The sequence below is a fragment of the Dyella sp. M7H15-1 genome (assembly GCF_004114615.1).
Lineage (GTDB): Bacteria > Pseudomonadota > Gammaproteobacteria > Xanthomonadales > Rhodanobacteraceae > Dyella_B.
Window position 1 is genome coordinate 3,407,927 of sequence record NZ_CP035300.1, and the last position, 26,201, is coordinate 3,434,127.

Annotated in this window: 14 protein-coding genes and 2 pseudogenes; 11 read left to right on the forward strand and 5 right to left on the reverse strand. The window is 60.4% G+C overall.

The window, feature by feature from the left end; genetic code table 11:
- Position 1: 1 nt before the first annotated feature.
- The 4 genes from EO087_RS15625 to EO087_RS16510 all read right to left on the reverse strand — a co-directional run bounded on the left by EO087_RS15625 (position 2) and on the right by EO087_RS16510 (position 6,285).
- Entirely contained in the window at positions 2-1,765 is a 1,764-nt protein-coding gene (locus EO087_RS15625; protein ID WP_128899992.1) for an autotransporter assembly complex family protein, read from the reverse strand.
- 253 nt (positions 1,766-2,018) lie between these two features.
- On the reverse strand, positions 2,019-4,655 hold the full coding sequence (locus EO087_RS15630; protein WP_128899668.1) for a glycosyltransferase: 2,637 nt from the start codon (positions 4,653-4,655) through the stop codon (positions 2,019-2,021).
- 657 nt (positions 4,656-5,312) lie between these two features.
- Positions 5,313-6,059, reverse strand: coding sequence for an SDR family NAD(P)-dependent oxidoreductase (locus tag EO087_RS15635; protein WP_128899669.1), 747 nt, complete (start codon positions 6,057-6,059; stop codon positions 5,313-5,315).
- A 4-nt stretch (positions 6,060-6,063) separates the two neighbouring features.
- Positions 6,064-6,285: a hypothetical protein gene (locus tag EO087_RS16510; protein ID WP_205744389.1), complete on the reverse strand. Its 222-nt coding sequence runs from the start codon at positions 6,283-6,285 to the stop codon at positions 6,064-6,066.
- A 384-nt stretch (positions 6,286-6,669) separates the two neighbouring features.
- Between EO087_RS16510 and EO087_RS15645 the strand changes: the two are divergent.
- The 11 genes and pseudogenes from EO087_RS15645 to EO087_RS15695 all read left to right on the forward strand — a co-directional run.
- Positions 6,670-6,898 (forward strand): annotated as a pseudogene (locus EO087_RS15645) (transposase); the annotation flags it as partial.
- An 883-nt stretch (positions 6,899-7,781) separates the two neighbouring features.
- Positions 7,782-8,557, forward strand: a pseudogene (locus tag EO087_RS15650) (IS5 family transposase).
- Positions 8,558-8,610: 53 nt separating this feature from the next.
- Positions 8,611-9,483 (forward strand): SDR family oxidoreductase, encoded by an 873-nt coding sequence (locus EO087_RS15655; protein ID WP_164931869.1) that lies wholly within the window; start codon positions 8,611-8,613, stop codon positions 9,481-9,483.
- Between the two features lie 89 nt (positions 9,484-9,572).
- Positions 9,573-13,631 (forward strand): ATP-dependent RNA helicase HrpA, encoded by a 4,059-nt coding sequence (gene hrpA / locus EO087_RS15660; RefSeq protein WP_128899672.1) that lies wholly within the window; start codon positions 9,573-9,575, stop codon positions 13,629-13,631.
- A gap of 132 nt (positions 13,632-13,763) precedes the next feature.
- Positions 13,764-15,890 carry a bifunctional (p)ppGpp synthetase/guanosine-3',5'-bis(diphosphate) 3'-pyrophosphohydrolase gene (locus EO087_RS15665; RefSeq protein ID WP_128899673.1) on the forward strand — a complete coding sequence of 709 codons (2,127 nt, stop codon included), beginning with the start codon at positions 13,764-13,766 and terminating at the stop codon, positions 15,888-15,890.
- 325 nt (positions 15,891-16,215) lie between these two features.
- Complete coding sequence (locus EO087_RS15670) at positions 16,216-17,916, forward strand: hypothetical protein (protein WP_128899674.1); 1,701 nt, start codon at positions 16,216-16,218, stop codon at positions 17,914-17,916.
- A complete protein-coding gene (locus tag EO087_RS15675) occupies positions 17,913-18,773 on the forward strand; it encodes an NAD-dependent epimerase/dehydratase family protein (RefSeq protein WP_128899675.1) in 861 nt (286 codons plus the stop codon). Before EO087_RS15670 ends, EO087_RS15675 begins: the two co-directional genes overlap by 4 nt.
- Before the next feature lie 215 nt (positions 18,774-18,988).
- A complete protein-coding gene (gene mrcB / locus EO087_RS15680) occupies positions 18,989-21,328 on the forward strand; it encodes a penicillin-binding protein 1B (protein WP_128899676.1) in 2,340 nt (779 codons plus the stop codon).
- 2 nt (positions 21,329-21,330) lie between these two features.
- Entirely contained in the window at positions 21,331-21,861 is a 531-nt protein-coding gene (locus EO087_RS15685) for a tetratricopeptide repeat protein (RefSeq protein WP_240669080.1), read from the forward strand.
- Positions 21,862-21,932: 71 nt separating this feature from the next.
- Positions 21,933-23,912 (forward strand): ATP-dependent DNA helicase, encoded by a 1,980-nt coding sequence (locus EO087_RS15690; RefSeq protein ID WP_128899678.1) that lies wholly within the window; start codon positions 21,933-21,935, stop codon positions 23,910-23,912.
- A gap of 322 nt (positions 23,913-24,234) precedes the next feature.
- Positions 24,235-25,674, forward strand: coding sequence for a sugar porter family MFS transporter (locus tag EO087_RS15695; RefSeq protein ID WP_128899679.1), 1,440 nt, complete (start codon positions 24,235-24,237; stop codon positions 25,672-25,674).
- Between the two features lie 226 nt (positions 25,675-25,900).
- Here EO087_RS15695 and EO087_RS15700 read toward each other — a convergent pair whose 3' ends face one another.
- Positions 25,901-26,158 (reverse strand): hypothetical protein, encoded by a 258-nt coding sequence (locus EO087_RS15700; RefSeq protein ID WP_128899680.1) that lies wholly within the window; start codon positions 26,156-26,158, stop codon positions 25,901-25,903.
- Positions 26,159-26,201: the final 43 nt, after the last annotated feature.

A 26,201-nucleotide genomic window follows, 5' to 3' on the forward strand; every position in this document is an offset into this window, starting at 1 on the left:
CTCACAGATCCGGCCCGATCACGAGGTGCAGTTCAACCCCGTGACGTTGTGCATCGTTGATGGGCGTGCCCACGTCGACGCGGATCAGGCCGACCGGCGAACGCCAGCGTACGCCCAGGCCCGTGCCTATTCTCGCATGCGCGTTGGTGCCATCGAAGGCGTTGCCCGCATCCAGGAACGTGGCGATACCCCAGCGCCGCGTGAAGTAGTGCTCTACCGTGGCGCTGGCGACAATCAGGTTGTTGCCGCCGATGACTCGGCCATAGCTGTTCTGCGGGCCGAGCGACTGAAACGAATAACCACGGATGGACTGGTCACCGCCTGCGAAGAAGCGTAGCTGGGGCGGGAGGGCTGCGAAATCGTCCGTCCAGACGTGACCGAGGCTGCCGCGCAGGATCAGCCGGTTGTTGCGCCAGAATGAGCGGATCCACTTGGCGTCGGCGGTGATTTCGCTGAAGCGCGCTGACGAGAGCAAATCGCCGGCGGTGCTGCGTGCGTCGAGACTGATCGACCAGCCCCGGCGCACGAAATCGAGATTGTCGGCCTGCTTGCGGCTCAGCGAGCCTTCGGCGTAGATCAAGGTGCTGCTGCCGTGCTCGATGCCAGGCGTGCTTTCCGGTTCGTCCGGTGTTTTGCCGACATCGAAGCTGCCGGTGAGTGCATGCACACCCAGGGTGCGCACCCAGTTGTGCCAGATCTCGCTTTCATTGGCGACCAGTTCCAGTGTGCGCGATTGCGAGGTAACGGTGTTGGCGTCACGGTAGGTGGCACCGAAGTTGAGGCTGCGCTCGTTGTCGCTGGGCAGGGGAATGGTGTACTGGCTGGAAAGCGTCTTCAGCCGTTGTGCCAGCACGATGTCGTTGGTCCACTTGTGACCGTATGGGTTCACCCAGCGTTTGCCGATGCCACCGCGCACGCCGACACCGGTATCGGTGCCCACGAACAGGCCGCTGGTGTAGATGGTGCGCTTGGCCGGCGCAAGCTGCACATTGATGTCGACGATGCCATGCCTGGCCGTGTCGATCTGCGGCATCACGTTGACGACCGAGAAGTAATCAGCGCCATTCAGGGTTTGCTGGAATTTCAGCAATTGATCCTGGCTGAAATAGTCGCCGGACTTGAACGGCATATAGCGGTCGAGAAAGCCTGGGTGAAATGGCGAGCCTTCGAAGTGGACTTGTCCGTAGCGGTAACGAGTGCCCACCTCCCAGGCCAGGTGGATGGCGGCGCTGTGATCACCGCGATTGACCTCGACGCGATGCACGGTAAGTCGCGCATCGAGGTAGCCGTTGGCGGTGAGCGCACCGTTCAGGGCATCGCGTGCGGTGTCGTAGGCTTCGTCATCCAGACGATGTCCCTTGAGTCTTTCGATGCCGCGTTGTGCCGCCTTGATCGGTTTCAATGCGCTGGCATTGGGTGCAAGCTTGACATCCACTGACGTGACGATAACGGGCTTGCCCGGTTGGACATGCAGGGTGACACGCCAGCCCTTGTCGGTTTTCTCAAGTTTGCCGGTGGCATGCGCATCGTAGTAGCCGTACGGCTGCAGCGCGGCGCTGACTTGCGTGTCGGCGCGGTCGTAAAGCCGCTGCACCTGGGCTTCGCTCACATCGCGGTTGGCGTATTGCGAAAGGCTGACGCCAGCAGTGACCGCCGCTTTAAGCGGATCATCCACGCCGTCCACGACAAGCTGTACGCCCGCATGGCTCAATGCGGAGACAGATAACAGCGGGAGTAGGCATAGACAACGGCGGATCCAGCGCATGCGTAAGGGTTCCATCCTCGACTCGGCGTCACAAGGAGCAGCTTAGCGAGTCGTAGATGGACGGCGCATTAAGCGCGCTTTTTATTTTAATCATGTGCTCTTCGCGTTCGCCTCCTCTCCCTTGTGGGGAGAGGATTGAGGTGAGGGGACGATCTTGCGCTGAACCCGCATCGGAGCGCGCCCCGATGGTACGTTTGCACGAGGTTGGCCCTTCACCCAACTCTCCTCCCAAAGGGGAGAGGCTCTTAGAACATCAACCCGCCTTGTCACCCGACTTGTGCGCAATCCAGGCGCCGGCCAACGCCGAGATATATGGGATCGCCTGTGCGGCCAGGATGAATATCCACAACTGGCCTTCGGTGAAGTGTGCGGCGGTGCTGCGGGCCATGCCGATAATGCATAGCACGAGTGCGCACAGCATCAGCATTTCCTCGCGCACCGGCGCGAAGGCGGCGAAATTGCTGCCACCCAGGCGGCGGCTCTTGGCGGTTACCACGAACGAGGTCTTCTGGCGCGTGAGGCCATGCAGGATGCCACGTGCGATGGCGTGGCTGAGGCCCATGCTGGCGATGGAGGCCATGATGGTGTCGTGCCAGCCACACGGCACACGCGCGCGGTACAGCACGATGCCGAAAATCGCTTTGGCGAAGAAGAAACCGATGATCGGGATCAGGAACAACTGCATCGGCAGGCTGAAGGTCTGCGGCAGGCCCACCATGCCGGCGGTCCAGAAGATCGCCATCAGCGTGAAGATCAAATGCAGGGCATCGGCGAACCAGCTAAACCAGCCGGTGAGGAAGTGGAAGCGCTGGCCGGCGCTCAATGGACCTTTCCGGGTCATCCAATCCCAGCGGCCTTTCAGGATTTGCATCGCGCCGAAGGCCCAGCGATAGCGCTGGCTCTTATAGGCTTTGAAGTCCGCCGGAGTCAGACCCTTGCCCATCAACGCGTCGACGTAAACCAGCTCATAGCCGGCGTGCATCAGGCGCAGGCCGAGCTCGGCGTCTTCGCAAATGGTCCACTCCGACCAGCCGCCGGTGCCTTCCAGTGCCGAACGGCGCACCATGGTCATGGTGCCGTGCTGGATGATGGCATTGCGCTCATTGCGGTGGTGCATGCCGATACGGAAGAAGCCGTCGTATTCCCACGCAGTCATGCGGCGGAAGCGGTTGTGCTCGAAATCGCGGTGCGCCTGCGGACACTGCACCACGGCGACCTTGGGATCGTGGAAGTAGCCGGTAAGCGACTTCAGCCAGTCTTCGCGTACCACGTAGTCGGCGTCGATCACCGCTACCACGTCGGCCTCCGGGTTGGTTTCCTTCAGGCCGAAGTTCAGCGCGCCAGCCTTGAAGCCGGGCCACGGCTCCAGATGGAAGAAGCGGAAACGTTCGCCCAGCTTTTCGCAGTATTCCTGCACCGGCTTCCAGATCGTCGGATCTTTGGTGTTGTTGTCGATCACCAGCACTTCGTAGTTCTGGTAGTCAAGCGCGGCCAGCGAGTCGAGCGTAACGATCACCATCTCCGGTGGCTCGTTGTAGCAAGCCAAGTGAATGGAGACGAATGGCTGCTTCTGGACCGGATCGGATGGCAGCAGATCGGCATGGCGCATCCACTTGCGCCGCCACAGCACTTCGGTGAACTCGAAACCATTGATCAACAGGATCGCCAGAATCGCCACCTGGGCCGGGAACAGTAGCACCAGCATGCTCCAGTCGATCCAGTCCAGGTAGAAATTGAAGGGCAGGGTGGCTGACCACACGACCAGGCCGCAGGCGAGCTGGATCAGCACGTCGAAGAACAGCCGGCCGGTGAGTTTGAAGCGGCTGAAGCGGATGCCGAACCAGATCATCGGAATGATCGCCAGCAGGCTGGCGGCCAGCGCCTTCCACGGCCAGGCGGTGTCCTCGACCACTGGGCCGGTGAGCGGGAACTTGAGCTGGCGATCGGCGTTGAAGATGCCCCAGTACGCGCCAGTGCGGCCTTCGCCGAGGCCCTCCTTCCAGGGTTGGTCGAAAGCTTCGAACAAGTAGTAGTCGACGTTGTTGGCCTTGGCCCAGATCAGCCATTGGCGGTCGAAGATGGCTTCATTGGAGATTGACGGATAGGCGCGCTCGCGGTGGTCGCCGTTGGAGGGCCAGCCCACTTCGCCTACCACGACATGCTTGTTGGGAAAGCGTTGCTTGATGCTGTTGTAGGCGCCTTCTGCGGCACCGAGAGCGTTGTTGCGGTCTAATCCATTCCAGAACGGAAACAGGTGGATGGTGATGTAGTCCACGTGCTCGGCCAGTTCCGGGTACTTCAGCCAGATGTAGTCCGGCTCGGCAATCGTCACCGGTTGGCGGATGTGCGCCCGGGCACGGTCGAGGTAGGTGATCATCTTCTCGACTGGGATGTTGTTGCGGAACAGTACCTCGTTGCCTACCGCCACCCGCTCGATAGTGTCCGGATAGCGGTTGGCCAGGGCGATCAGCGCATTCAACTCCTTCTCGTTATTGTCTAGGCGCGTGTCGATGTCGGCGCCGGCCATCACCTTCAGGCCCTCCTTCTGGGCTAGGCGAAAAACCTGCGGATTCAGCAAGGTGGAATAGGTACGGATGCGGCCGGTGTACTGGCGCAGCAGCTTCAGATCGCTGTCGATCTGGTCGTCGCTGGGAAAATCCTGCTTGAACGGATTCTGGTAGCGCTGGAAGAAGGAGACCGCAAAGCCGTTGATCTGGCCGTGCCAGTCCTCCGGGCCCTTCGGGCGGTTGCTCCACCACCACAAGCCGATATTCAACGCGGCGACCACCAGAGCCAGCAGGATGGCGGTGAAAATCGACGGCCTGGTTTTGAATTGGGTGGGCGTGGTGCTCAAGAAAATCCCCGTGACGGTGCCTCTTTCGAGGCGCATGAAGCTCGCGGAGCTTAACCAATTAACACCCGTGGGCTCAATAAATTGCGGCCGGAACGGTCAGCGCAAGGTCAGGGCATCCTTAGGGGCGAGGGAGTGAGCGGCTTCGAGACGAGGCAAGTTGAATCCGCGCGCGCCTACGAGATCGTCAAGCTGATCCACGAACGCTAGGTGTATCGGCCCGATAACATAAATCGTCGGGACTGATTACATCGACAGTTTGCGGGACCACATTAGCTGAGAATATCGGTCGCCGTGGGACCAAATTAAATGAGAACGGGCCCATTTTCGTTGATAACAACCCGATTACGTCGACGAGGAACCACATTCAGCGAGAACGCCTACAGCGGCACACTGGCAGCCAGGAGGGTGTTGTCAGCTCCTGCGCGCGCTCAAGCGCAAGATGGCACCCAGAAAGGTGCGTACTTCACGCGGCTTCGCGTCGTCGGGTGATGCAAATCTCTATGCTTTTTCGATTCCTACGGTAATCTTCAGTCCGTGTATGCCGCCATCAGAACATGTGCTCGGGTTAGCTGGTTGCTGTTGGCGATCAACGATCAACATATCCCTCGCACCTTGCAAAGCCACTTGCGACGGCCCTTGCGAGTCCATCGTGGAAGACGCAGTTCCTAGTTTTCTACGGCAGATCCTTACCATTCAAAATGGGCTGATGCCAGACATACCCCCGTCGATCGCGAGATCGGCGCCGGTCATGTAACGAGATTCCTCCGATGCGAGAAAAGCAATGGCGGCCGCCACTTCATTGGGCTCGGCCGGCCGTTTTAGCGGAATCACATTGGACCATTGTGCCAGTTGTGCCGGTGATATTCCCAGCGTATCGAAAATCGGCGTCTTCACGACACCCGGCGAAATACTGTTGACACGTATTTGCCGATCGGCCAATTCCGCAGCCAGGCTCTTCGCCAACGACACAACGGCCGCCTTCGAGGCGCAATAAGCCGAGAAATGCTTTGTTCCCTGTCCTGCCGCAAGCGACGCGACAAGAATGATTGACGCAGGCCGGGCCAGATAAGGCAAGGCCTCCTGAACCGTCACAAACACGCCGCTAACATTGATGCTGAGGATTTCCGAGAATTGTGCCAAGGACGTATCACCCACCGGGGTTTGCCGCGAAATACCCGCATTGGCAACCACTGCCGTCACATCACATTGGAAATGATCGACTGCGCACTGATAAACCTGCTTCATCTCTTCCGGGCGAGTGGTATCGGCCTGCACGGGTAGCACGTTATCGCCTAGCCGCGCGGCAGCGGCACGCAGCTTGTCCGTATCGCGTCCGCTAATCACGACGCGCGCGCCGTCGCGCACAAACCGCGCAGCGCTCGCATAACCAATGCCGCTAGCACCGCCGGTCACAACAACCAGAGAATGATCGAGCTGCATGGTCTCATGCTCCCAAGTTGATCACTACCGCGTGCCCTGCCTTGAGCGCGTGGGTCGTATGACCCGTGCCCGTCAAGTCGGCCGCAATAAACATTGCGCCTTCGGCGAAACGCCGCGAAGCGCCGCCGTGCACGGCGATCTCAAGCTCACCGGCCAGCACAATCACGTATTGTGTGGACGGTGGGTTATGCCAACTCATCCGGTAATCGGCGTCGAACTCGTGCACCAGCGTGCTCTCGCATCGTGTGGGTTGAGATAGCAACACGGTTGTGCCGGCAAAAAGCATGGGGCTTACTTCGAATGTTCGAACGCTTCTAAAGTGTGAGTGGCCATCTTGGCTCGTATGAATCTCAATGCAGTTCATCTTTATCTCGTTTCATCAAATAAAAATGTTGCCCGTCAAAAGAAAGTCGGCACGAAAGAGTCTCTTGCAAAATTCCCCGAGGTGCCCGATTTTTTCGGTGCCAGTGGCTCGAAAGGGGTTGCGGGTGCTGCCCTTGAAGGCATGATGGAGGTATTCGAAATCACCATCACATCCGCCCATGCATCATGCCCTACGCGAGTACCTGACGCAATTTCATTGCAGCTTGCAGGAAGAGCTCGTACCGCTGTGCCACTCATCGACCATTAACCCGCGTGGCGGCGAAAAGAAGCGGTTCGATCCCAGAGAAGCCGAGCGCTACAAAGAGCGCACCACGGTGGAGCGCGCCAACGCACGACTGAAGGATGATTTTGGCCTTCATCGCATCCATGTGCGAGGTCATGCAAAGGTCACGACACACATCCTGTTCGCCGTGTTGGCGCTCACGGCCGATCAACGACTGCGATGGATCACGTAGCACCTATTCCTCGCCGTCGCGAACACCCCTCGGTGATGCCCCGGGCAGGCGCCTGCTGTCAAAACGAAGCGTCTGTGAACATTTCTCGACCCATCTTTCGATGTCAACCCCCAGGGCGCGCCCGAATCACCAATATCTTCTGGATCCAGGCGGCAACTGGACTTGAATCACGAGATGACGAGGAAATTTTGCAAGAGGCTCGAAATTGACTTGAAATTTGAGGCTGTATCGAGGTCTTCGTGCCGGCCATCGGAGCGCGTTCGCCTTGGTCCCAGTCCCGAAACCACCGATGTAATCGGGTCCTGCGATTGATGTTATCGGGCCGCTACAGCTAGGTGGGGGGGTGATCGCCGGTGAAACCGGTTTGGCAAGTGCGCAGGCCAAGTCATGAAGCAGGACTCTGCATCCACGTGGCTGTTTCCATTCGCTACGTTGCGCATGATGGTTTTTCACTGGTTGTTGACGAGTGTTGTGAGATAAATATGCTGCGTTGCGCGATCAACCTGTCCCACTTTTTTTGGTAAAAATATTCAAGGTTGCTCAAATTATTTTGCAATGCGTCATGCGTCATGCGTCTTCGAGGTGCTGATAACCCGGTATCGCAGGGCGGCGAATTCGTAAGTGTGGTGTTTGCAAGTAAGTGTGTCGGCGTTCTTGCGGGACGCTGTAGAGATGTGCGCACCTTTTCGTTGACTTGATCTCGAACACTTCAAGTGGGCGAGTGTTCCTTGCTGCAACCGGTGGTGCCGAATTCGGGTGGTCAGGCTCCGGACATTGATGGTTTCTCTTTTTTTCATCAAGAAGTGTGGGGGGTGTCATGACTAGAGCCTGTCGTCATGAGGTGTTGAAATATGGTTAACTACCCGCCATGGAATCTTGCTGGATGGAATCCTCTGTGACTGCAGCCTATCGACGCCATGACATTTCCGATGAAAAATGGGGTTTGCTTGAACCCCATTTGCCGGGTCAAGCGGGCCGATGGGGGCGTGTAGCCAAAGATAATCGGCAATTCATCAACGCAGTGTTCTGGATACTTCGCACCGGAGCGCCGTGGCGAGATTTACCACCCGAGTACGGCGATTGGAAGAATACCCATCGGCGCTTTTGTCGCTGGCGCGATAACGGCACATGGGAAGGTCTGTTGGAACGTGTGATGGATGAGCCGGACTTTGAGTGGCTGATGATCGATGCCAGTCACTGCAAGGTTCATCCTCATGCAGCGGGAGCTCGTGGCGGCAATCAGGGCATAGGTCTCACAAAAGGGGGCGCAACACCAAGATACATTTGGCCGTGGATGCGCATGGTATGCCAGTCCGAATTCTTGTTACAGAGGGTACCCGGGCAGATTGTTCGCAGGCTGCGGAACTGATCAAAGACATTCCTGCTGAGCATCTCATGGCCGACAAAGGTTATGACAGTGATGCCATTGTTGAGCAGGCTCATGAGCAAGGCATGCAGGCGCATATTCCGCCACGTAAAAACCGAAAAGAGCCGCGCGACTACGACACGTACCTGTATCGTCATCGCCACCTGGTTGAGAATGCGTTTTTGTACCTGAAACAGTGGCGTGGTGTGGCGACACGCTACGCGAAGAATCTGTCCTCTTTCCTTGCCGCTGTGCAAATTCGCTGCCTCGTCATGTGGCTCAGAATCTTATGACGACATGCTCTAGTGCATCGGATAAAAGCGATTGCTATAGCATTCGTGGTCAAGTGGTTGTGGTCACTGGCGCAAGCCGTGGATTGGGGCGCGTCTATGCGGAGAAATTCGCGCGGTTGGGCGCACGTGTGGTGCTGATCGCGCGCGGTCAGGAACGGCTGGACGAGGTGACCAACGCCATCCGCAAGGGTGGCGGCGAAGCGATATGCGTGGCGGCGGATGTGGTGGACCAGCAATCCATCACGCGCGCCTTTGGCGTGATCGACAGTTACTACGATCACATCGATCTGCTCATCAACAACGCCGGTAATCTCGGTGCTACCGGCTTTACCTGGGAGCTGGATGCGCGGGAATGGTGGAGTACCCTGCAACTGCACCTGCTCGGCGGGTTCTACTGCATCCAGGAGGCGCTACGCCGCATGGTGCCTCGTCGGAGCGGGCGCATCATCAGCCTGGCAAGCCATGCGGGCGCATTCCGTTGGCCCACTCTTTCGGCGTATTCCGTGGCGAAGGCGGCGTTGATCAAGCTCAACGAGAACGTGGCGGTAGAAGCCGGAAAGCATGGCGTCGCGCTGTTCGCGTTTCATCCCGGCGTTGTGCGGGATACGGGGATACTGCCGAACTTGCAGGCGGACGAGAGTACGCAGCCAGCGTTGCTGGATGTCATTACCTGGTTAAGCCAGCAAGTGGCGGATGGGCATAGCACGACCGCGGAGCAAGGCGCGGCAGTACTCGTACAACTCGCCAGCGGTCGCTACGACTTTCTCAATGGTCGCTACATTACCGTTTATGACGATTTGGATGGCTTGAGCGAACAGTCCGAGCAGATCCGGCACGGCGATGCGATGACGATGCGTGTGGTTCACTGTGAACCCCTTGGCTGCAAACGCCAGCTCGCGATGATGGGGGAAGAAGCGATGGTCTGACTGCACAAGTGGGTGTGGCGGGCGCGTCTGACGAGCAGCGGAGGAAATGCGAATGCCGGTGATAGAGACGGGCTATCATGTACGGCTACATGAATGATGCGAAGCCCGATACTTCCCCCGTTTCCCCGGACAGCCGTCTGCGCGTGCTGCGCAAGTTGCTGGATACCGTTTCCAGTCGCGATTTTGGACGCCTGCTGGGGCGTTGGAGTGGTCTTTTGCGGCGGCCGGATGCGAAGAAACTCGAAGCGCTGGCCGTCGATATTGCCGCTTCCGCCGAGCGGCGGCAGCGTCGTGTGCAAAACAAGCCGGCGATCCGGCTGGACAAATCGCTGCCGATCACGGTACGGGCGGACGAGATCGTCAAGCTGATCCGCGAACATCAGGTGGTGGTGATCGCCGGCGAAACCGGGTCTGGCAAAACCACCCAGCTACCTAAGCTGTGCCTGGCGGCAGGGCGCGGCGAGGCTGGCCTGATCGGTTGCACGCAACCGCGTCGGTTGGCCGCGCGTTCGGTGGCGCGTCGCGTGGCGGAGGAATTGGGCACGCAATTGGGCGACAAGGTCGGCTTTCAGGTGCGCTTCAACGATCAGGTCTCCGAGCAGAGCCTGATCAAGTTCATGACCGACGGCATTCTGCTGGCCGAAACCCAAGGTGATCCATGGCTGTCGACCTATGACACCCTGATCATCGACGAGGCGCACGAACGCAGCCTCAACATCGATTTCCTGCTTGGGTACCTCAGGCGATTGGCGGCGAAGCGGCCGGAGCTGAAGATCATCGTTACCTCGGCCACCATTGATACCGCGCGTTTTGCCGAGCACTTCGGCGGCGCGCCGGTGGTGTCGGTGGAAGGGCGCACCTATCCGGTGGAAGTACGCTGGCGCCCGACGGACGACGTTGCCGCGCGGCGCAATCAGCGCCGTAGCGAGATGCAACAGGGCAGCGCCGAGCATGTTGCCGCTGTGCTGGACGACATCACGCATGACGATCCGCGCGGTGACGTGTTGGTTTTCATGCCGGGTGAGCGCGAGATCCGCGACACGCATTTGCTGCTTTCGCGCCGGCAGTATCGTGAAACGGAAATCCTGCCCTTGTATGCGCGCCTCTCGGCGGGCGATCAGGATCGGGTCTTCAAGCCCGGCGTCAAGCGTCGCGTGGTATTGGCCACCAACGTGGCGGAAACATCGCTGACTGTACCGCGCATCCGTTACGTGATCGACACCGGTACGGCACGCGTGAAGCGTTACAGCCAGCGCAGCCAGCTTGAGCGCTTGCATGTGGAGCCGATATCGCAGGCGGCTGCCGATCAACGCAAAGGGCGTTGCGGACGAGTCGGTCCTGGCATCTGCTATCGCCTGTATGACGAAGCCGACTACACCTCGCGTGCGGCCTACACCGATCCGGAATTACTGCGCTCCTCGCTGGCCAATGTCATCCTGCGCATGCTGTCGTTGCAGTTGGGCAAGGTGGACGAATTCCCGTTTCTAGAATCGCCCGATCCACGCGTGGTGGCTGATGGCTATCGCCGCCTGACGGAAATCAGCGCGATCGACGAGCGACGCCAGCTCACCACGGTGGGTCGTACGCTGGCGCGCCTGCCGATCGATGTGCAACTTGCGCGCATGCTGGTCGAAGCCGAAAAACTCGGCAGTCTGCGTGAGCTGCTGGTGATCGTGTCTTTCCTCAGCATCCAGGATCCGCGCGAGCGTCCGGCCGATGCGCGGCAGCAGGCCGACCAGGCGCATGCCGCTTTTGCCGATCCCAAGTCCGATCTGGTTGGCGTGTTGAATCTGTGGCGCGAGTACGACCATGCGCATGAGGAACTGACGCAGTCGAAATTGCGCGATTGGTGCTCGCGGCATTTTCTGAGTTTTTTGCGCATGCGCGAATGGAGGGAGCTGCATCGGCAGTTGTTGCTGGTGCTGGATGATGCGGGATTGGGGACTCAAGCGCCGGGACGCGGGCCAAAAGCTGGCAAGCCAGCCGATGCGACGAAGATCCAAGCTAGTGAGGCCAAGCGCAACTTGCGGAGAGCTGCTTCTCCGAGTCCCGAGTCCCGAGTCCCGAGTCCCGACGATAAATACGAAGCCATCCATTGCAGCCTGCTGGCTGGTCTCCCTACGCAGGTCGGCCACAAAGACGAAAAGGGTATTTTCCGCGGCACGCGCGAACGCCGCTTCCAGGTGTTCCCGGGTTCTGCGTTGGCCAAGACGCCACCAAACTGGATTTTCGCCGCGCAGATCCTCGATATCGGTGGTCGCGTGTGGGGCATGATGTGCGCACGTATCGAACCCTTGTGGATCGAGCAACAGGCCGCGCACCTTTTGCGCAGCACTTGTCGCGATGCGCATTGGTCGCGCAAGCGTGGCACTGTGGTCGCTTACGAACAGGCGAGTCTGTTTGGGCTGGTGTTGGTGGAGCGCCGGGCGGTGACGTTCCAGAAACAGGATTCCACACTTGCGCATGACATTTTCCTGCGCGAGGCGCTTGCACGTTGCGATATCGACGCGCGCGCCGATTTTGTCCGCGCCAATCAGCGCGTGCTGGAGGATGCGCAGGGCATCGAGGCGCGCCAGCGCCGCGAGGGTCTGATTCGTCATGACGACGAACTGGTGGATTTCTTCCGAGGCAAACTGCCGGAAGATATCGCGAGCAGCCGTGCGCTGGATGCGTGGTATCGGAATACGCGACCCGCCGAACAGGCCGCACTGCGCTGGTCGATCGACGATGTGATGGTGGGTGGAACAGGGCTGGATCCCAAGGCGTTCCCTGCGTCGCTGGAGATCCCGATAACCATGGAAGATCGAGTGCCACACGCGCAGGAGCGGCCGCAACGTTATCGTCTGGAGTACCGTTTTGTACCGGGTGATGACGCCGACGGCGTGACCCTTCATTTGCCGCTAGCCATGCTCAATGCGCTACCCACCGCACGCTGTGAATGGCTGGTGCGCGGATTGCTCGGTGAAAAAGTCGCGGAGCTGATCCGCGGCCTGCCCAAGGCTTTGCGTCGCAACTTTGTGCCCGCGCCGGATTTTGCGCGCGCTTTTGTCGAAGCCGAATCGCCGCGCGACGAATCATTGGCCAAAGTACTGGCCATGTTCCTTCGCCGCACGATGGGTGTGGACATCGATGCGAATGACTTTGCGCCGATCGAACGGGCTCCGCATTTTTCCATGCGCTATCGCCTGCATGACGAGAAAGGGCGCACGCTGGCGACCGGGCGCGATCTTTCCGTGCTGCGCGGACAATGGGCGGGGCAGGCGCGCGAAGCCTTCTCCCGCAAAACCGATATCGAACTTACCCGCGAAGACGTTACGAGTTGGGATTTCGACGAGATTCCCGAGCAGGTGAGATCGGCAGGCGGTTTACTTGCTTTCCCAGCACTGGTCGATCTTGGTGATGCGGTGGCGCTGCGTGTTTTCGAGCGTCGCGACGAGGCTGGAGCTGCACATACCAAAGGCGTTGAGCGTTTGCTGCGCAACGCGTTGGCCAGTGACCTGAAGCAGGCGCGTCGGCGTTTGCCGATCGCCAACGCCCTGTCACTGAAGTATGCGCCGCTCGGCAGCGTGGATGGCCTGCGCGAGGATCTGGTCGAAGGCGGTTTCGCTGATCTGCTCGCCGTGCAGGATCTGCACGCACGCAGTGCCGCCACCTTCGACGTACTGCGCACGCATGCGGCGCGTGAATTGTTCGCTTCGGCGGTGGAGCGCTTGAAGCTGGCCGAGCCGATTATCGAGGCACAGGCCGATCTGAAGCCCTGGCTGCAACCACCGCTGATGGGGTTTGCGCGAGCCAGCTATGACGATCTTGGCGAACAGCTCGAAGCCATGCTTGCGCCTGGTTTCTTGCGTGAACTGTCGACAGCACGGCTGTCGCATTTCCCTCGCTATCTGAAAGCGATGCGCTTGCGCGCCGAACGCCTGCGCCAGGATCCCACCAAGGACCAGCAACGCATGTTGCAGGTGCTGCCTTATTGGCGGGAATACCTCAATCATTGCGCGGCAGGCGATGTCGGGTTGGATGAGCTGCGCTGGCTGATCGAGGAATGGCGTGTATCGTTGTTCGCGCAGGAACTGAAGACACCTGAACCGGTGTCGGCCAAGCGCCTGGCGAAGGCGCTGGAAGAGATCAGGTCCACCCATCGATAGGCACACCTGTGCTTTCATCCCAACCGCTTCCTGCAAGCAGGGCACACCTCGTGATTTGTCGATCCCCGGACAGTATGCTGACCGCTCGCACGCCATGATTCACATAGCGTGACGCACAGGAATCCCTGCAACATGGTTCATGCCACCACCACGGCTGCGGGACACTTGGCGGCGTGGCAGTCACGGGCTGGTACGCTGCCCGCGGTGCTGGTCGACGTGCTCGCTGCCTGTTCCCAGAACGGAGTGAATGAGCACGAATGTGGCGATGTGCTTGATCTGCTCGCCATGCTTGGCTGCGACGCGCAGACCCAGGCCGCGGCGTTGTGGTTCGAAATCGCGCATACCCATCCGTTGGTGTGGGAGCAGCGCGCTGCCGCGCTGCCGGAGGAATTGCGGCGTCTGGTGGCTGGCCAGGTGGCGGCCGAGCGGGTGTGGGCCTTGCATGCACAGCGTCCGCCTGAGGGAGGTTCCGAAGGCTTGCGTCGCCTGCTGCTGGCGATCATTCGCGATCTGCGCGTGGTGTTCGTGTTATTGGCAAGGCAGCTTGCGCGGATGCGCGCGGCCAGCACGTTCCCGGAAAGCGACCGGCAGGAATTAGCACGCCTCACCCGCGACATCCATTCCCCGCTCGCCAATCGCCTGGGTATCTGGCAATTGAAGTGGGAACTGGAAGACCTGGCTTTCCGCTACCTGCAGCCGGATACCTACCGGCGCATCGCCAAGCTGCTGGACGAACGGCGTGGCGATCGCGAAACCTTCATCCGGGAAACACTGAGCGAGCTGGGCGAGGCCTTGCGCATGGCGGACATCCGCGCCGACCTGGCCGGGCGCCCCAAGCACATCTACTCCATCTGGAAAAAGATGCAGCGCAAGGCGCTGGAGTTTTCCGATCTCTACGATATTCGTGCGGTGCGCGTGCTGGTCGACAACGTAGCCGATTGCTACGCCGCGCTTGGCGTGGTGCATGCGCTTTGGCCACATTTGCCGGGCGAGTTCGATGATTACGTAGCGCGCCCCAAGAACAACGGATATCGCTCACTGCACACGGCGGTGATCGGTCCGCATGGCAAGACATTGGAGGTGCAGATCCGTACGCATGAGATGCACCGCGCCAATGAACTCGGCGTCGCCGCGCATTGGCGCTACAAGGAAGGCGGTAGTGGCAATGCGGATTTCGAGGCCAAAATTGCCTGGATGCGCAAACTGCTCGAACCGCGCAACGACGATGGCGAACTCGCCGCCGATCTGCAGACCGAGTTGCTGGAAGATCGCGTCTATGTGCTCACGCCCAGGGGCGAAGTGGTGGACATGCCGCACGGCGCGACCGTACTGGATTTTGCCTATCACGTGCACACCGAGGTGGGGCATAGGTGCCGTGGCGCCAAGGTCAATGGCCGCATCGTGCCGCTGACCTACCAGCCGCACAGCGGCGACCGGGTGGAAATTCTTACCGCCAAACTTGCCGAGCCGAGCCGCGACTGGCTTTCCACCCATCACGGTTATCTCAATACCAGCCGCGCGCGCGACAAAGTGCGCGCGTGGTTCCGCCGCAGTGCGCACGAAGCGAACCTGGCGGTGGGGCGCGCCCTGTTCGAACGCGAGCTCAAGCGACTGGCCATGTCGGATGTCGATCTGGCGAAATTGCCCGCTCTGTTCCACCTACAAACACAAGATGAATTGCTGGTTGCGCTTGCCTTGGGCGACGTCAGTCCAGGGCAAATGGCGCGTGTGTTGCAGGAATCCCAGCACCCGCCCGAGCCACCACTGAGCGTACCCATCACCGCGCGTCCAACCGTGTTCGATCACAGTGCGATCAGCATCGAAGGCGTGGGCAATCTGTTGACTACCCTGGCGCGCTGCTGCCAACCGCTACCCGGCGATCCGGTGCGCGGGTTCATCACCCGTACGCGTGGTGTCTCGGTGCACCGTGCGAACTGCGCCAGCTTGGCACGATTGGCCAGGCGCGATCCGGATCGGGTGATCGAAGTGAGCTGGGGACAGGCGGCTGCGCAGGCGTATGAAGTCACCGTCCAGCTCAATGGCTACGATCGCAAAGGCTTGCAAAAGGATGTGGTGGGCGTCATCAGCCATGCCAACATCGGCATCATCGCCTCATCCAGTCGCCTGTTTTCGCGCACTGGCGAGGTGGAGATGCGCTACACCTTGCGGGTCAGGGATTTCGAGCAATTATCGACCCTGCTGGATCGGCTGGCCGCCTTGCCGAACGTGGTGGAAGCCAGGCGAATCGGGACGGGATGAGTTGCTTGGTAGCAGCAATCTTCATCGCGCGCATGCGCGTGAGAAAGCCCAACGAAAGCGCCCAATCACGGGAGAAGTCGCGGCTGGTTTCGAGCCAAAAGCATCGGTGGTCGCGACGGACTCTTATAAGCTCAAGCCTGGGCCTGCGACGGCGCGCAATGCGATCAAACTGCTAAAGAAGATTGGATTTCCGGAAGAGATTGTCGCCAATGCCATATCTTATGCGGAATCTGCATAAGGGCTAGTTGAACGCAGCATCCTGCTCTCGCCGCGAACAGGGGGCACAATGTTAAGCTGGATAGTATCGACTAACTTGCCTTGAGCCATGAGCGGACCTCGCGACCCGCACGACCCCTACGCCGGCCGTACCGAACCTAAACTGGGTGATCTCGATCACCTGGACCAGCCGCATCCGGCGACAGAGCCGAACGATGGTTTGCCGCGCATGAATGTGGAGCCGGACTACCGCCGCCGTGCGCCCCCCGGCCGGCACAAGCGCAAGAAACGCAGCGGCTGGTTGATGCCGCTGATCATCGTGGTTCTGCTGGCGGCTGCGGCAGGGCTCTGGTTCAACCAGGGACGTTTGCGCGGGCTGGTGCCGCGCACGGATTTCAATGACGTGTTGCACCGCGCCCAGGTGGCGTTGCAACAGGGGCGCCTGGATGGCGTGGATGGCACCAGCGCGCGTGAGTTGTTCGAAGCGGCGCGCGCATTGGAGCCGGATAACGATGCCGCGCGCCAAGGTTTGAATAATGTGGGGCGCGCGGAAATCTCACGCGCCGATGCTGCCTTGCAAGCGGGCAATGTGGATCAGGCCCAGCAGGCCTTGACCAACGCGCGGGAATTGCTGGGCGGTGGTAGTGACGTGGATCGCCTGACGCAAGCCATTGCCAAGGCGCAGGTTTCCACCGGGCAAATCGCAACGCTCGTCGCACAAGCCCAGCAAGCGTTGAGCGACGGCAAGCTGGATGGCACCGATGGTGCGACAGCTTTGTATCAGCGTGTGCTGGCGGCCGAACCCGATAATGCGGTGGCGCGCCATGGCATGGATCAGGTCGGCGGTGCGATGGCCACGCAAATCCAGAAAGCACTCGACGCGAATGATGTGAGCGCTGCATCTGCCGGTATGGATCGGCTCGCGGCCTTGTTGCCCAACTACGCACAACTGCCAACCTTGCGTGCTTCATTGTCCGCCCGGCAGGCGCAGACAGGCACGGCGCTGACCGATGCGATCAATCAAGGCAACGATGCGCTGCGTGCAGGCCGTATTGCCGGCCATGGTGACGACACCGCGTTGGCGCATTTCAAGGCGGCTTTGGCGATCGATCCCAACAGCCCGCAGGCCAAGGCCGGATTAGGGCAGGTGGCCGAAGCGCTGATCGTGCAGGCCAACGCCGCGATCGATAGCCGTGATGCCGATCATGCGCGGCAACTGCTGGACCAGGCGGCTAGCCTGACACCGGGCTCGGCGGATTTGATCGCTGCGCGGGCGCGTTTGGGTCAGCCGGCGGCGAGTGGCGCGGTCGTTGCGGCGAATCAGCACGATGACAATACGCCTGCCACGCCGCCGGTCACGCTGACGCCCCAGCAGCATCTGCAGGTGGCGAATATGGTGCAGCAGGCGAGGATGGCCGCGCAGCGTGGCAACATCATGTCCCCGCCGGGGAATTGCGCTTATGACTTGTATCGCGGCGCACTGGCCATCGATGGCAACAACCCGACCGCGCTTTCCGGTTTGCAAGCCTTGCCGGGCACGGTGCATCAGCAATTCAATCAGGCGGTGAGTGCCGGCAACCTCAACAAAGCCGGTGATTTGTTCGATGCGCTGAGCAATCTTTCGCCGGGTGATGCGGGGCTGATGCAGGCGCGGCAACGCTTGGTGGATGCCTGGGTGGATCAGGCCGAACAACAGCTCGACAGTGGTGATCGCAACAATGCCGCATTCTCGCTTGAGCAGGGACGCAAGTTGTCGCCCAACGATCAGCGCGTGCAGCAACTCACCCTACGCATGCAGGGCGGTGGATGACGGTATTGGTGTTCGGTGGTAGTGGTCAGATCGGGCACTATCTATTGCCGCTGCTCGCTGCGCGCGACGAGCCCGTCGTTGCGGTAAGTCGCGAACCGCGCGCTGCGCTGCCCGGCATGACATGGCTGGCGGGCCGTCTGGTGGACCAAGTGCCGTTCGTCGACGGCGTCTCGGCCATTTTCAGTTTGGGTCCGCTGTACCCGTTTGCCGATTGGCTGGGCCATGCCCCGTTGCATCATGCGCCGCGCGTGGTGGCTCTCAGTTCGATGAGCGCAGAAACCAAGTCTGGTTCGGAAGTGCCAGCCGAACGCGAAATATCGCATACGCTGCTGCGTGGCGAGAGTGCATTGATGGCAGCCTGCATGCGGCACGGCAGTGACTGGACGGTATTGCGTCCCACACTGATTTATGGGGCGGGCATGGACCAAAGCCTTACCCCTATCGCTCGTCGCGCCATGCGCACACGCGTGTTCCCGTTGCCGGCCGGGTGCGGTTTGCGCCAGCCGGTGCATGCGCAGGATCTGGCACGGGCTGCGCTGGCAGTACTCGATACATCGGCCTCGGCGATGAAAATCCTGTCCATCGGTGGTGGCGAGCGTCTTTGCGTACGCGAGATGTTCGCGCGGGTGAGGCACAGTCTGTCGGTGGATACGTTGCCGGTGCCGATTCCGGCCTGGCTGTTGCACTTGGCGCGCCGTGGTGCGGGACGGCTGCGCGGGCCATTGAGTCGGTTGGACGCTGATCTCATCGCCGACAATACGGAGATGACGCGGTTGCTGGGGATCCATCCGCGCCCCTTCCGGCCGGATGCCGAGAGTTGGTTGCAACATCGCTCCCTTTCTCCTCCCAGTTTGTAAAAGCTCACACGCGTCGCCCTAGCCTGCGTCCACTGCTGTCCGGGAAAATTATCCCCGATATGAGTACCTAAAGATGAGTAGGGCGCGCACCATCAAGTGTCATCAGGAATGCCGCCGGATGCCCGTCTTATGCCATTTTCCCCCTGCCCATGTTCATCCGGCCGCCGGGTGCCAGGCTCTATGATCCCCGCACCCCGCCACCGGATATCCCAACGTTGGACTCTCTGAGCCGAATTCGATCGATCGCAAGTGCGTGCTGGCCGTGGATACGCATTCCCTTCTGGATCGGCACTGGCCTGTTGTTCGGTTTCGTGTTGCCGTACTCGCTGATATTGAACAAGCGTGTGCAGGACCGTTTCAACGACCTGGTTTTCGCCGTGCCGACTCGCGTCTACTCGCAGCCGGTGCGTCTGGCACCCGGTGTACCCATGACGCCCGGCGCGCTTGAAGTGGGACTGACCTTCTCCGGCTACGTCTCCGATGGCCATGGCGATGTGCCGGGTAGCTGGGCCAGGAAGGGTGGCATCTATGTCATTTCCTCGCGCGGTTATGCCGGTCCCGGTGGCGGTGAATTGCCCAAGCATATTCGCGTGGTGCTGGAGCGGGGCATCGTGCAATCGGTGACTGATCTGGGCACGGGCAAGGCGTTGCAGGAAACCCATCTGGATCCGGCGCGCATCGCCACCGTGTACGGACCCAAGCAGGAAGATCGCAGCATTGTGCAACTGAGCGATGTCCCTCCCCTGTTGGTCGGCGGCTTGCAGGCGGTCGAGGATCGCGACTTCAAACATCACATCGGCGTGGATTTCACCGCCATCCTTCGCGCTGCCTTTGCTGACCTGCGTGCGGGACATGCGGTGCAAGGCGCTTCGACCATCACCCAGCAGCTCGTCCGCAATCTGTTCCTCAGTCGTGACCAGACGATGGGGCGCAAATTGAACGAGGCGCTGATGTCGATCCTGCTGGAAATGCATTACGACAAGTCGCGCATTCTCGATGCGTACATTAACGAAGTGTTCCTCGGCCAGCAGGGCAATCAGGCGGTGCGCGGTTTTGCGGCGGCGTCGGAATTTTATTTCGGTCGTCGCCTGGAATACCTGCGTCCGCAGGAAATCGCCATGCTGGTGGGATTGGTCAAAGGCCCCAGCCAGTTCGATCCACGCCGTTTCCCGGATCGTGCGCTGGCACGGCGCAATTTGGTGCTGGATCAGTTCGCCAGTACCGGCTTGCTCACACAGGAGCAAGCACGTGCCGCGCAAGCAACACCACTTGGGGTGATCGCGAATGGCCAGCTTCCACACGATCGCTTCCCCGCCTTCATGCAATGGGTGCGCGTACAGATTACCCATGATTTTGATGAAGAAACCTTGCGGCAGGGCAATCTGTCGATCTTCACCACGCTCGATCCGGCCACGCAGCTTTATACCGAGCAATCGATCGACGCCACCATCAAGAGTCTGGGCAAACGTGGCGACGATACCCAGGCTGCCGCTGTGATCACGGACTCCAGGACTGGTAGCGTGCTCGCCGTGGTCGGCAGCAAGGTTGCGGGTGACCAGGGTTTCAATCGCGCATTGGATGCACAGCGCCCGATCGGCTCCACCATCAAGCCTTTCGTCTATCTGGTTGCGTTGACGCAGCCAGAGCGCTGGAACCTTGCCTCGGAGCTGGACGATTCGCCTATCAGCATGCGTCAGCCCGATGGCACGCCATGGACGCCGCACAACGATGACAACCAAAGTCACGGCATGGTACCGATGGTGGATGCGTTGGCATACTCATGGAACCTTGCCACCATCCATCTTGGCCTTGATGTTGGCGTGCCGCGCATCAAGGCGTTTCTGGACTCCTTCGGCCTGGTGAAGATCCAGCCCGGTCCATCGCTGCTGATCGGTGCGATCGATCTGGCGCCGATCCAGGTGGCGCAGCTCTATCAGTATTTGGCTTCCGGCGGACACGCGTTGCCGTTGCTGGCGGTGAGCGGCGTCGTCGACGGCAACGGTCGCACCATCAAGCGTTATGAGGTGCAGAGCGGACAGGGTGAATATCAGCCCGCTGTGCGTCTGGTGACTTGGGCGATGCAGCAGGTGGCTACCTACGGCACCGCACATACGCTGGCCGAATCCAGCCTCGCCGCGCTGCATGTCGCCGGCAAGACCGGGACCAGCAATGATCTGCGCGATAGCTGGTTCGCCGGTTTCACCGGCGATCGCCTGGGTGTGTTCTGGATGGGCCGCGACGACAACAAGCCCAGCCACCTGTTTGGTGCCACCGGTGCCTTGCGTGCCTGGCAGGAATTGTTCCGCAAATTGCCCACTCAACCGCTCTCCGCCGCGCCGGGCGACGGGTTGGAAATGGCTTGGATCAACCCCGTCGACGGCAAACGTAGCGATCCGCAGTGCTCGGGCGCCAAACAGGTGCCAGTGATCGCCGGTTCGCTGTCCAGCGATTCGGAGGGGTGTTTTTGGCAAAAGGTCGGTAATCTGTTCGGTTCCAGCCCCAATGCCCCGGCGCCTGCCGATGCCACGCCTGCCACTACAGTCACCCGAGAATGATCATGCCGTTCCGTACGTTTCGCGCTTTCCCATTTCTGCCGGTAGCTTTCGCCGGTATCCTGCTCGCCGCATGCACCCAGCCCCTACCTGAAGCACCCAAGCCGACAGGGAAATCCAATGCGGCCATGGTGGCGGAGATCCAGGCCGCCGGCGAACGCGACAAATCGGTGATCAATGTGCATCCTCTGGTGGATCCGGGCATTACCACCCTGCAGGATGGTGCACGCACGGATGAACGCAACGGTCAGTTTGATGCCGCCGCCGCCAAGCTGGACATGGCGCTGAAGCGCAGCCCGAATTCGCCGGCCGTGCTGCAAGACCGTGCCGAATTGGCCATCTATATGGGCCATTACGACATGGCCGAACAGCTTGCGCATCAATCCTGGTCGCTGGGCTCCAAGCAGGGGCCGTTGTGCGCGCGCAACTGGCAGACCATCGTTGAGATGCGTCAACGCGTGAACGATACAGCCAGTGCCGCCACGGCCAGCAAGAGCGTTGAAGCATGCCGCGAACCCGGCATCCAGCGTTTCTGAGCAGATGAGCGCCACGCCACGGATGGTTTGGCGGCAACCAGGGCGCGGACTGCCTAAGCCATACTCTCCCGATGCCCCATCCCGATGACATCGACGCCCTCCTCGGTGCTGAAGGCCCATTCGCCCGCGAGTTGCCCAACTTCGCGCCTCGTTCTGCGCAGCAAGCAATGGCGAAGGCGGTGCAACACGCGATCGCTGAATGCGAAACCCTGATTGCCGAGGCGGGTACGGGCACGGGAAAAACCTATGCTTATCTTGTGCCTGCCATGCTATCCGGCGAGAGGGTGATTGTTTCCACTGGCACCAAAGCGTTGCAGGATCAGCTCTTCTTTCGTGATCTGCCTAACGTGCGCTCGGTACTCGGTGTGCACCTGAAGGCTGCACTGCTGAAAGGTCGCGCCAATTATCTGTGCCTATACCGGCTGGATCAGACGGTTCGCGAAGGTGCCAGCTTCGATCGCAATCAGGCCACACAGCTTGCCGCGATCCGCGCATGGTCGGCGCGCACGCGCCGTGGCGATCGTATGGAGCTGGCAGAGGTGCCCGAGGATTCGCCACTATGGCTACGCGTCACCTCCACGCCGGAAAACTGCCTCGGTGTGGAATGTCCTTTCTACGATGATTGCCATGTGGTTGCCGCGCGGCGCCAGGCGCAGGAAGCGGATTTGGTGGTGGTCAATCATCATCTGCTGTTTGCCGATCTCGCCTTGAAGCAGGAAGGCTTTGGCGAAATCCTGCCGGGGGCGCAGGCGTTTATTCTTGATGAAGCACATCAGATTCCCGAGCTGGCTGGGCAGTTCTTTTCGCAAAGTCTCAGCGCACGCCAGCTGACTGAGCTTGCACAGGATGCATTGAACGAATGCAATGGCATGACTGGCGCAATCGGTTTGGTGCTGGAGCCGGTTGAATCCCTGCAGGAGGCGGTGCGCAAGCTGCGTCTGACGCTAGAACCCTTGCCGACGCGTGGCCCTTTCCATGATGTGCTGAAACAAGAGGGTGTCCCAGAATCGCTGCGCGATCTGGGGGATTTGCTGGCGGTACTGACGGACGTACTGGCTTCGCAGGCCGAACGTTCGCGCGGCTTCATGAATGTGCATGAGCGTGCCGCCAGTTTCACCGAGCGTCTGGATCGAATTGTCCAAGAACATTCCGAGCAGGACGTACGCTGGTACGAGTTGTTCCCGCGCGGCTTTGCCTTGCATGCTACGCCGCTGGATCTGGCTGCGCCGCTGCGCACGATGCGTGAGCGCACCCACGCGGCGTGGATACATACGTCGGCCACGTTGTCGGTCGCCGGCCATTTCGATCATTTCGCGCGCCAGCTTGGCCTGGATGATCCGCAGACCATCCGTCTGGAAAGCCCCTTCGACTATGCCCGCCAGGCGCTGTGCTATTTGCCAGAGGGCTTGCCTGATCCTGCAGCGCGTGATCACACCGAACGCGTCATCAACGCGGTGATGCCGGTGCTGGAAGCGTCGAACGGTCGCGCGTTTCTGTTGTTCACCTCGCATCGCGCCCTGCGCCGCGCCGCGGAATGGCTAGCCGATCGTGTTTCCTGGCCGTTGTTCGTGCAAGGCGACGCACCGCGGCATCAGTTGCTGGAAGAGTTTCGCGCCAGCGGGCATGGCGTGTTGTTGGGAGCGGCGAGTTTCTGGGAGGGTGTAGATGTTGCTGGCGAGGCACTTTCGGTGGTGGTCATCGACAAGCTACCGTTTGCTGCGCCCGATGATCCGGTACTGCAGGCACGGCTGGCGGCGCTGGAGCAGGCGGGTATCAATCCGTTCATGGGCTGGCAAGTGCCGTCAGCCGTGATCGCCCTGAAGCAAGGGGCCGGGCGCTTGATCCGTGGCGTGCACGATTGCGGTGTGCTGGTGCTTGGTGATCCGCGCCTGACGACCAAGGGGTACGGCAAGTTGTTCCTGGCTAGCCTGCCGCCGATGCCGCGGACGCGTGATCTTGCACAGGTGCGGTCATTCTTTGAGCGTGTCGCGATGGAGGCGAGCAACCCGAAAGCGGCTGAGCGTGATAGTTTCTCCGCGCCAGACGATTAAGACAATACTGAATAAGTATTCAAGGGGCAGCCATCGGGTGCGCACGCAGAATCGACTATCACCAGACACGAATGGCGCTTACTTAAGCCCCTCTCCCTTCGGGAGAGGGGTTGGGGTGAGGGTGCGGTCGGAGTGCAATGACAAACACTTGTGCAAGAAATGATCACCGCGCTCCGCCCGAACCCTCACCCCCAGCCCCTCTCCCGAAGGGAGAGGGGAGTGTTCCGCGCGCATTGCAATCGACGAGCAAGCGCTTAAGTAAACGCCATTCCCACCAAACACCATTCCCACCAAACACTATTACGCGGAGAACAGGATCGACATGAACCTCAATACAAGTACAAATCCAGACAACACCCAGGAGGAGGAAACCGCGCGAGCCACGGCGCGCGTGGTATTGATTGCCGCGGCCGCGGCAATCGGCGGCTTTCTGTTTGGCTTCGACACCGCGGTGATCAATGGCGCCGTTGATGCAGTGCGCCACGGTTTTGCGCTGGGTGCTGGCGAGATTGGTTTCGCCGTGTCCTGCGCTTTGCTGGGTTCGGCGCTAGGGGCGTGGTACGCCGGTCCGTTGGCCGATCGTCTGGGGCGCGTGCGCACGATGCAGGTGGCAGCGTTGTTTCTGATGGTCAGTGCGCTGGGTTCTGGCCTCGTGCACGGTGTTTTGGATCTGGTGCTGTGGCGCGTGGTCGGTGGCATAGGCGTGGGCATGGCCTCGGTGATTGCACCGGCATACATCGCGGAGGTGTCGCCAGCCAATGTGCGCGGACGCTTGGGTTCGATGCAGCAGCTTGCGATCGTGCTCGGCATCTTCGTTGCGCTGCTTAGCGATGCCTGGCTCGCCAGCACGGCAGGTGGCGCGGCCAAGGTGCTATGGCTGGGGCTGGAAGCGTGGCGCTGGATGTTCCTCGTCGCTACCGTACCAGCGCTGATTTATGGGGTATTGGTGCTGGGTGTGCCGGAATCGCCGCGCTATCTCGTTGCGCGCGGGCGTCTGCCCGAAGCGCGCACGGTGCTGGCGAAAGTGCTGGACCTGCACAGCGACAGCGCACTGGATGCCAAAGTCAACGACATCGCGCACAGCCTGCGTGCGGAATATCGCCCGACCTTGCGCGATCTGCGCGGTCCTCGCACGGGCCTGCTGCCGATTGTATGGACGGGCATTTTGCTGTCGGTATTCCAGCAGTTCGTCGGCATCAATGTGATTTTTTATTATTCCTCGACGTTGTGGCACTCCGTGGGTTTCAGCGAAACCGACTCGTTTTCGATCACCGTGGCCACGTCGATTGTCAACGTGCTGGTGACGCTGGTGGCGATTGCGCTGGTCGACAAGATCGGGCGCAAGCCGCTGCTGCTGATCGGTTCGGCTGGCATGACAATCACGCTGGGATTGATGGCAGTGTGTTTCTCGCAGGCCACAGGCAGCGGTACCAATCTCAGCATGCCGGAACCGTGGGGCATGATTGCCTTGGTCGCAGCCAACGCCTATGTCGTGTGTTTCGGTTTGAGCTGGGGGCCGATGGTGTGGGTGCTGCTTGGCGAGATGTTCCCCAACAGTATCCGCGCGATTGCGCTTGCCGTGGCGGCGGCTGCGCAATGGATGGCCAATTTCGCCATCACCAGCACGTTCCCGTGGCTGGCGGAAATGGGCCTTGCCTTCGCCTACGGGCTGTATGCCTTGTTTGCCTTGCTATCACTGCTGTTTGTGATGCGTGCCGTGCGCGAGACACGTGGCATCGAGCTGGAGGATATGAAGGCGTAACAAAGTGCAGTGGTTTCGTGGGCTGGCGCGGACGTTAAGCCTGGCGTGAAACGGGGGCGAATGCGCCCCCGTAGCGCTGCGGCAAGCATGCCTTAACTTAGGGCTCAGCGCTCAAAATTCAAGGGCACTAAGGCCACCGTAGATTCCATGCTCGTCATTCCAGCGAAAGCTGGGATCGTGCGCCCGCGAAGGCGCTCAACCAGCGAGGTGAAAGTCCTCGTCGGGGTTAGCCACAGGCCCCGTAGCGGAAGGTAACTGCGTCGCCGTGAGGTGGGGTGGGGAGCAACCGGAAGCGAAACTGCGGTTCGTAGTAAAGCGAACCGGCTACGGTTCCATCGGGTGACGAGTCGTCCGGTTCCACGACGAAGTTGGCCTTAACGCCGCTTTGGGTAAGGGCCACCTCCGTAGCAACGCGGTCCTTGCGATGATTTTTCGTTTCCTGATTTTCCGCCTTCACGCGGACATCACTCGTGTGGGCGCACATGTGTACACTGCATGCGTACGAGTGTGCATGTACAGGAGATACT

Excerpts from the sequence above, each read along its gene's own strand:
- EO087_RS15625 (WP_128899992.1), bottom strand. The coding sequence starts at position 1,765 with ATGCGCTGGATCCGCCGTTGTCTATGCCTACTCCCGCTGTTATCTGTC.
- EO087_RS15630 (WP_128899668.1), bottom strand. The coding sequence starts at position 4,655 with ATGCGCCTCGAAAGAGGCACCGTCACGGGGATTTTCTTGAGCACCACG.
- EO087_RS15635 (WP_128899669.1), bottom strand. The coding sequence starts at position 6,059 with ATGCAGCTCGATCATTCTCTGGTTGTTGTGACCGGCGGTGCTAGCGGC.
- hrpA (WP_128899672.1), top strand. The coding sequence starts at position 9,573 with ATGAATGATGCGAAGCCCGATACTTCCCCCGTTTCCCCGGACAGCCGT.
- EO087_RS15665 (WP_128899673.1), top strand. The coding sequence starts at position 13,764 with ATGGTTCATGCCACCACCACGGCTGCGGGACACTTGGCGGCGTGGCAG.
- EO087_RS15670 (WP_128899674.1), top strand. The coding sequence starts at position 16,216 with ATGAGCGGACCTCGCGACCCGCACGACCCCTACGCCGGCCGTACCGAA.
- EO087_RS15675 (WP_128899675.1), top strand. The coding sequence starts at position 17,913 with ATGACGGTATTGGTGTTCGGTGGTAGTGGTCAGATCGGGCACTATCTA.
- EO087_RS15685 (WP_240669080.1), top strand. The coding sequence starts at position 21,331 with ATGCCGTTCCGTACGTTTCGCGCTTTCCCATTTCTGCCGGTAGCTTTC.
- EO087_RS15690 (WP_128899678.1), top strand. The coding sequence starts at position 21,933 with ATGCCCCATCCCGATGACATCGACGCCCTCCTCGGTGCTGAAGGCCCA.
- EO087_RS15695 (WP_128899679.1), top strand. The coding sequence starts at position 24,235 with ATGAACCTCAATACAAGTACAAATCCAGACAACACCCAGGAGGAGGAA.
- EO087_RS15700 (WP_128899680.1), bottom strand. The coding sequence starts at position 26,158 with ATGTGCGCCCACACGAGTGATGTCCGCGTGAAGGCGGAAAATCAGGAA.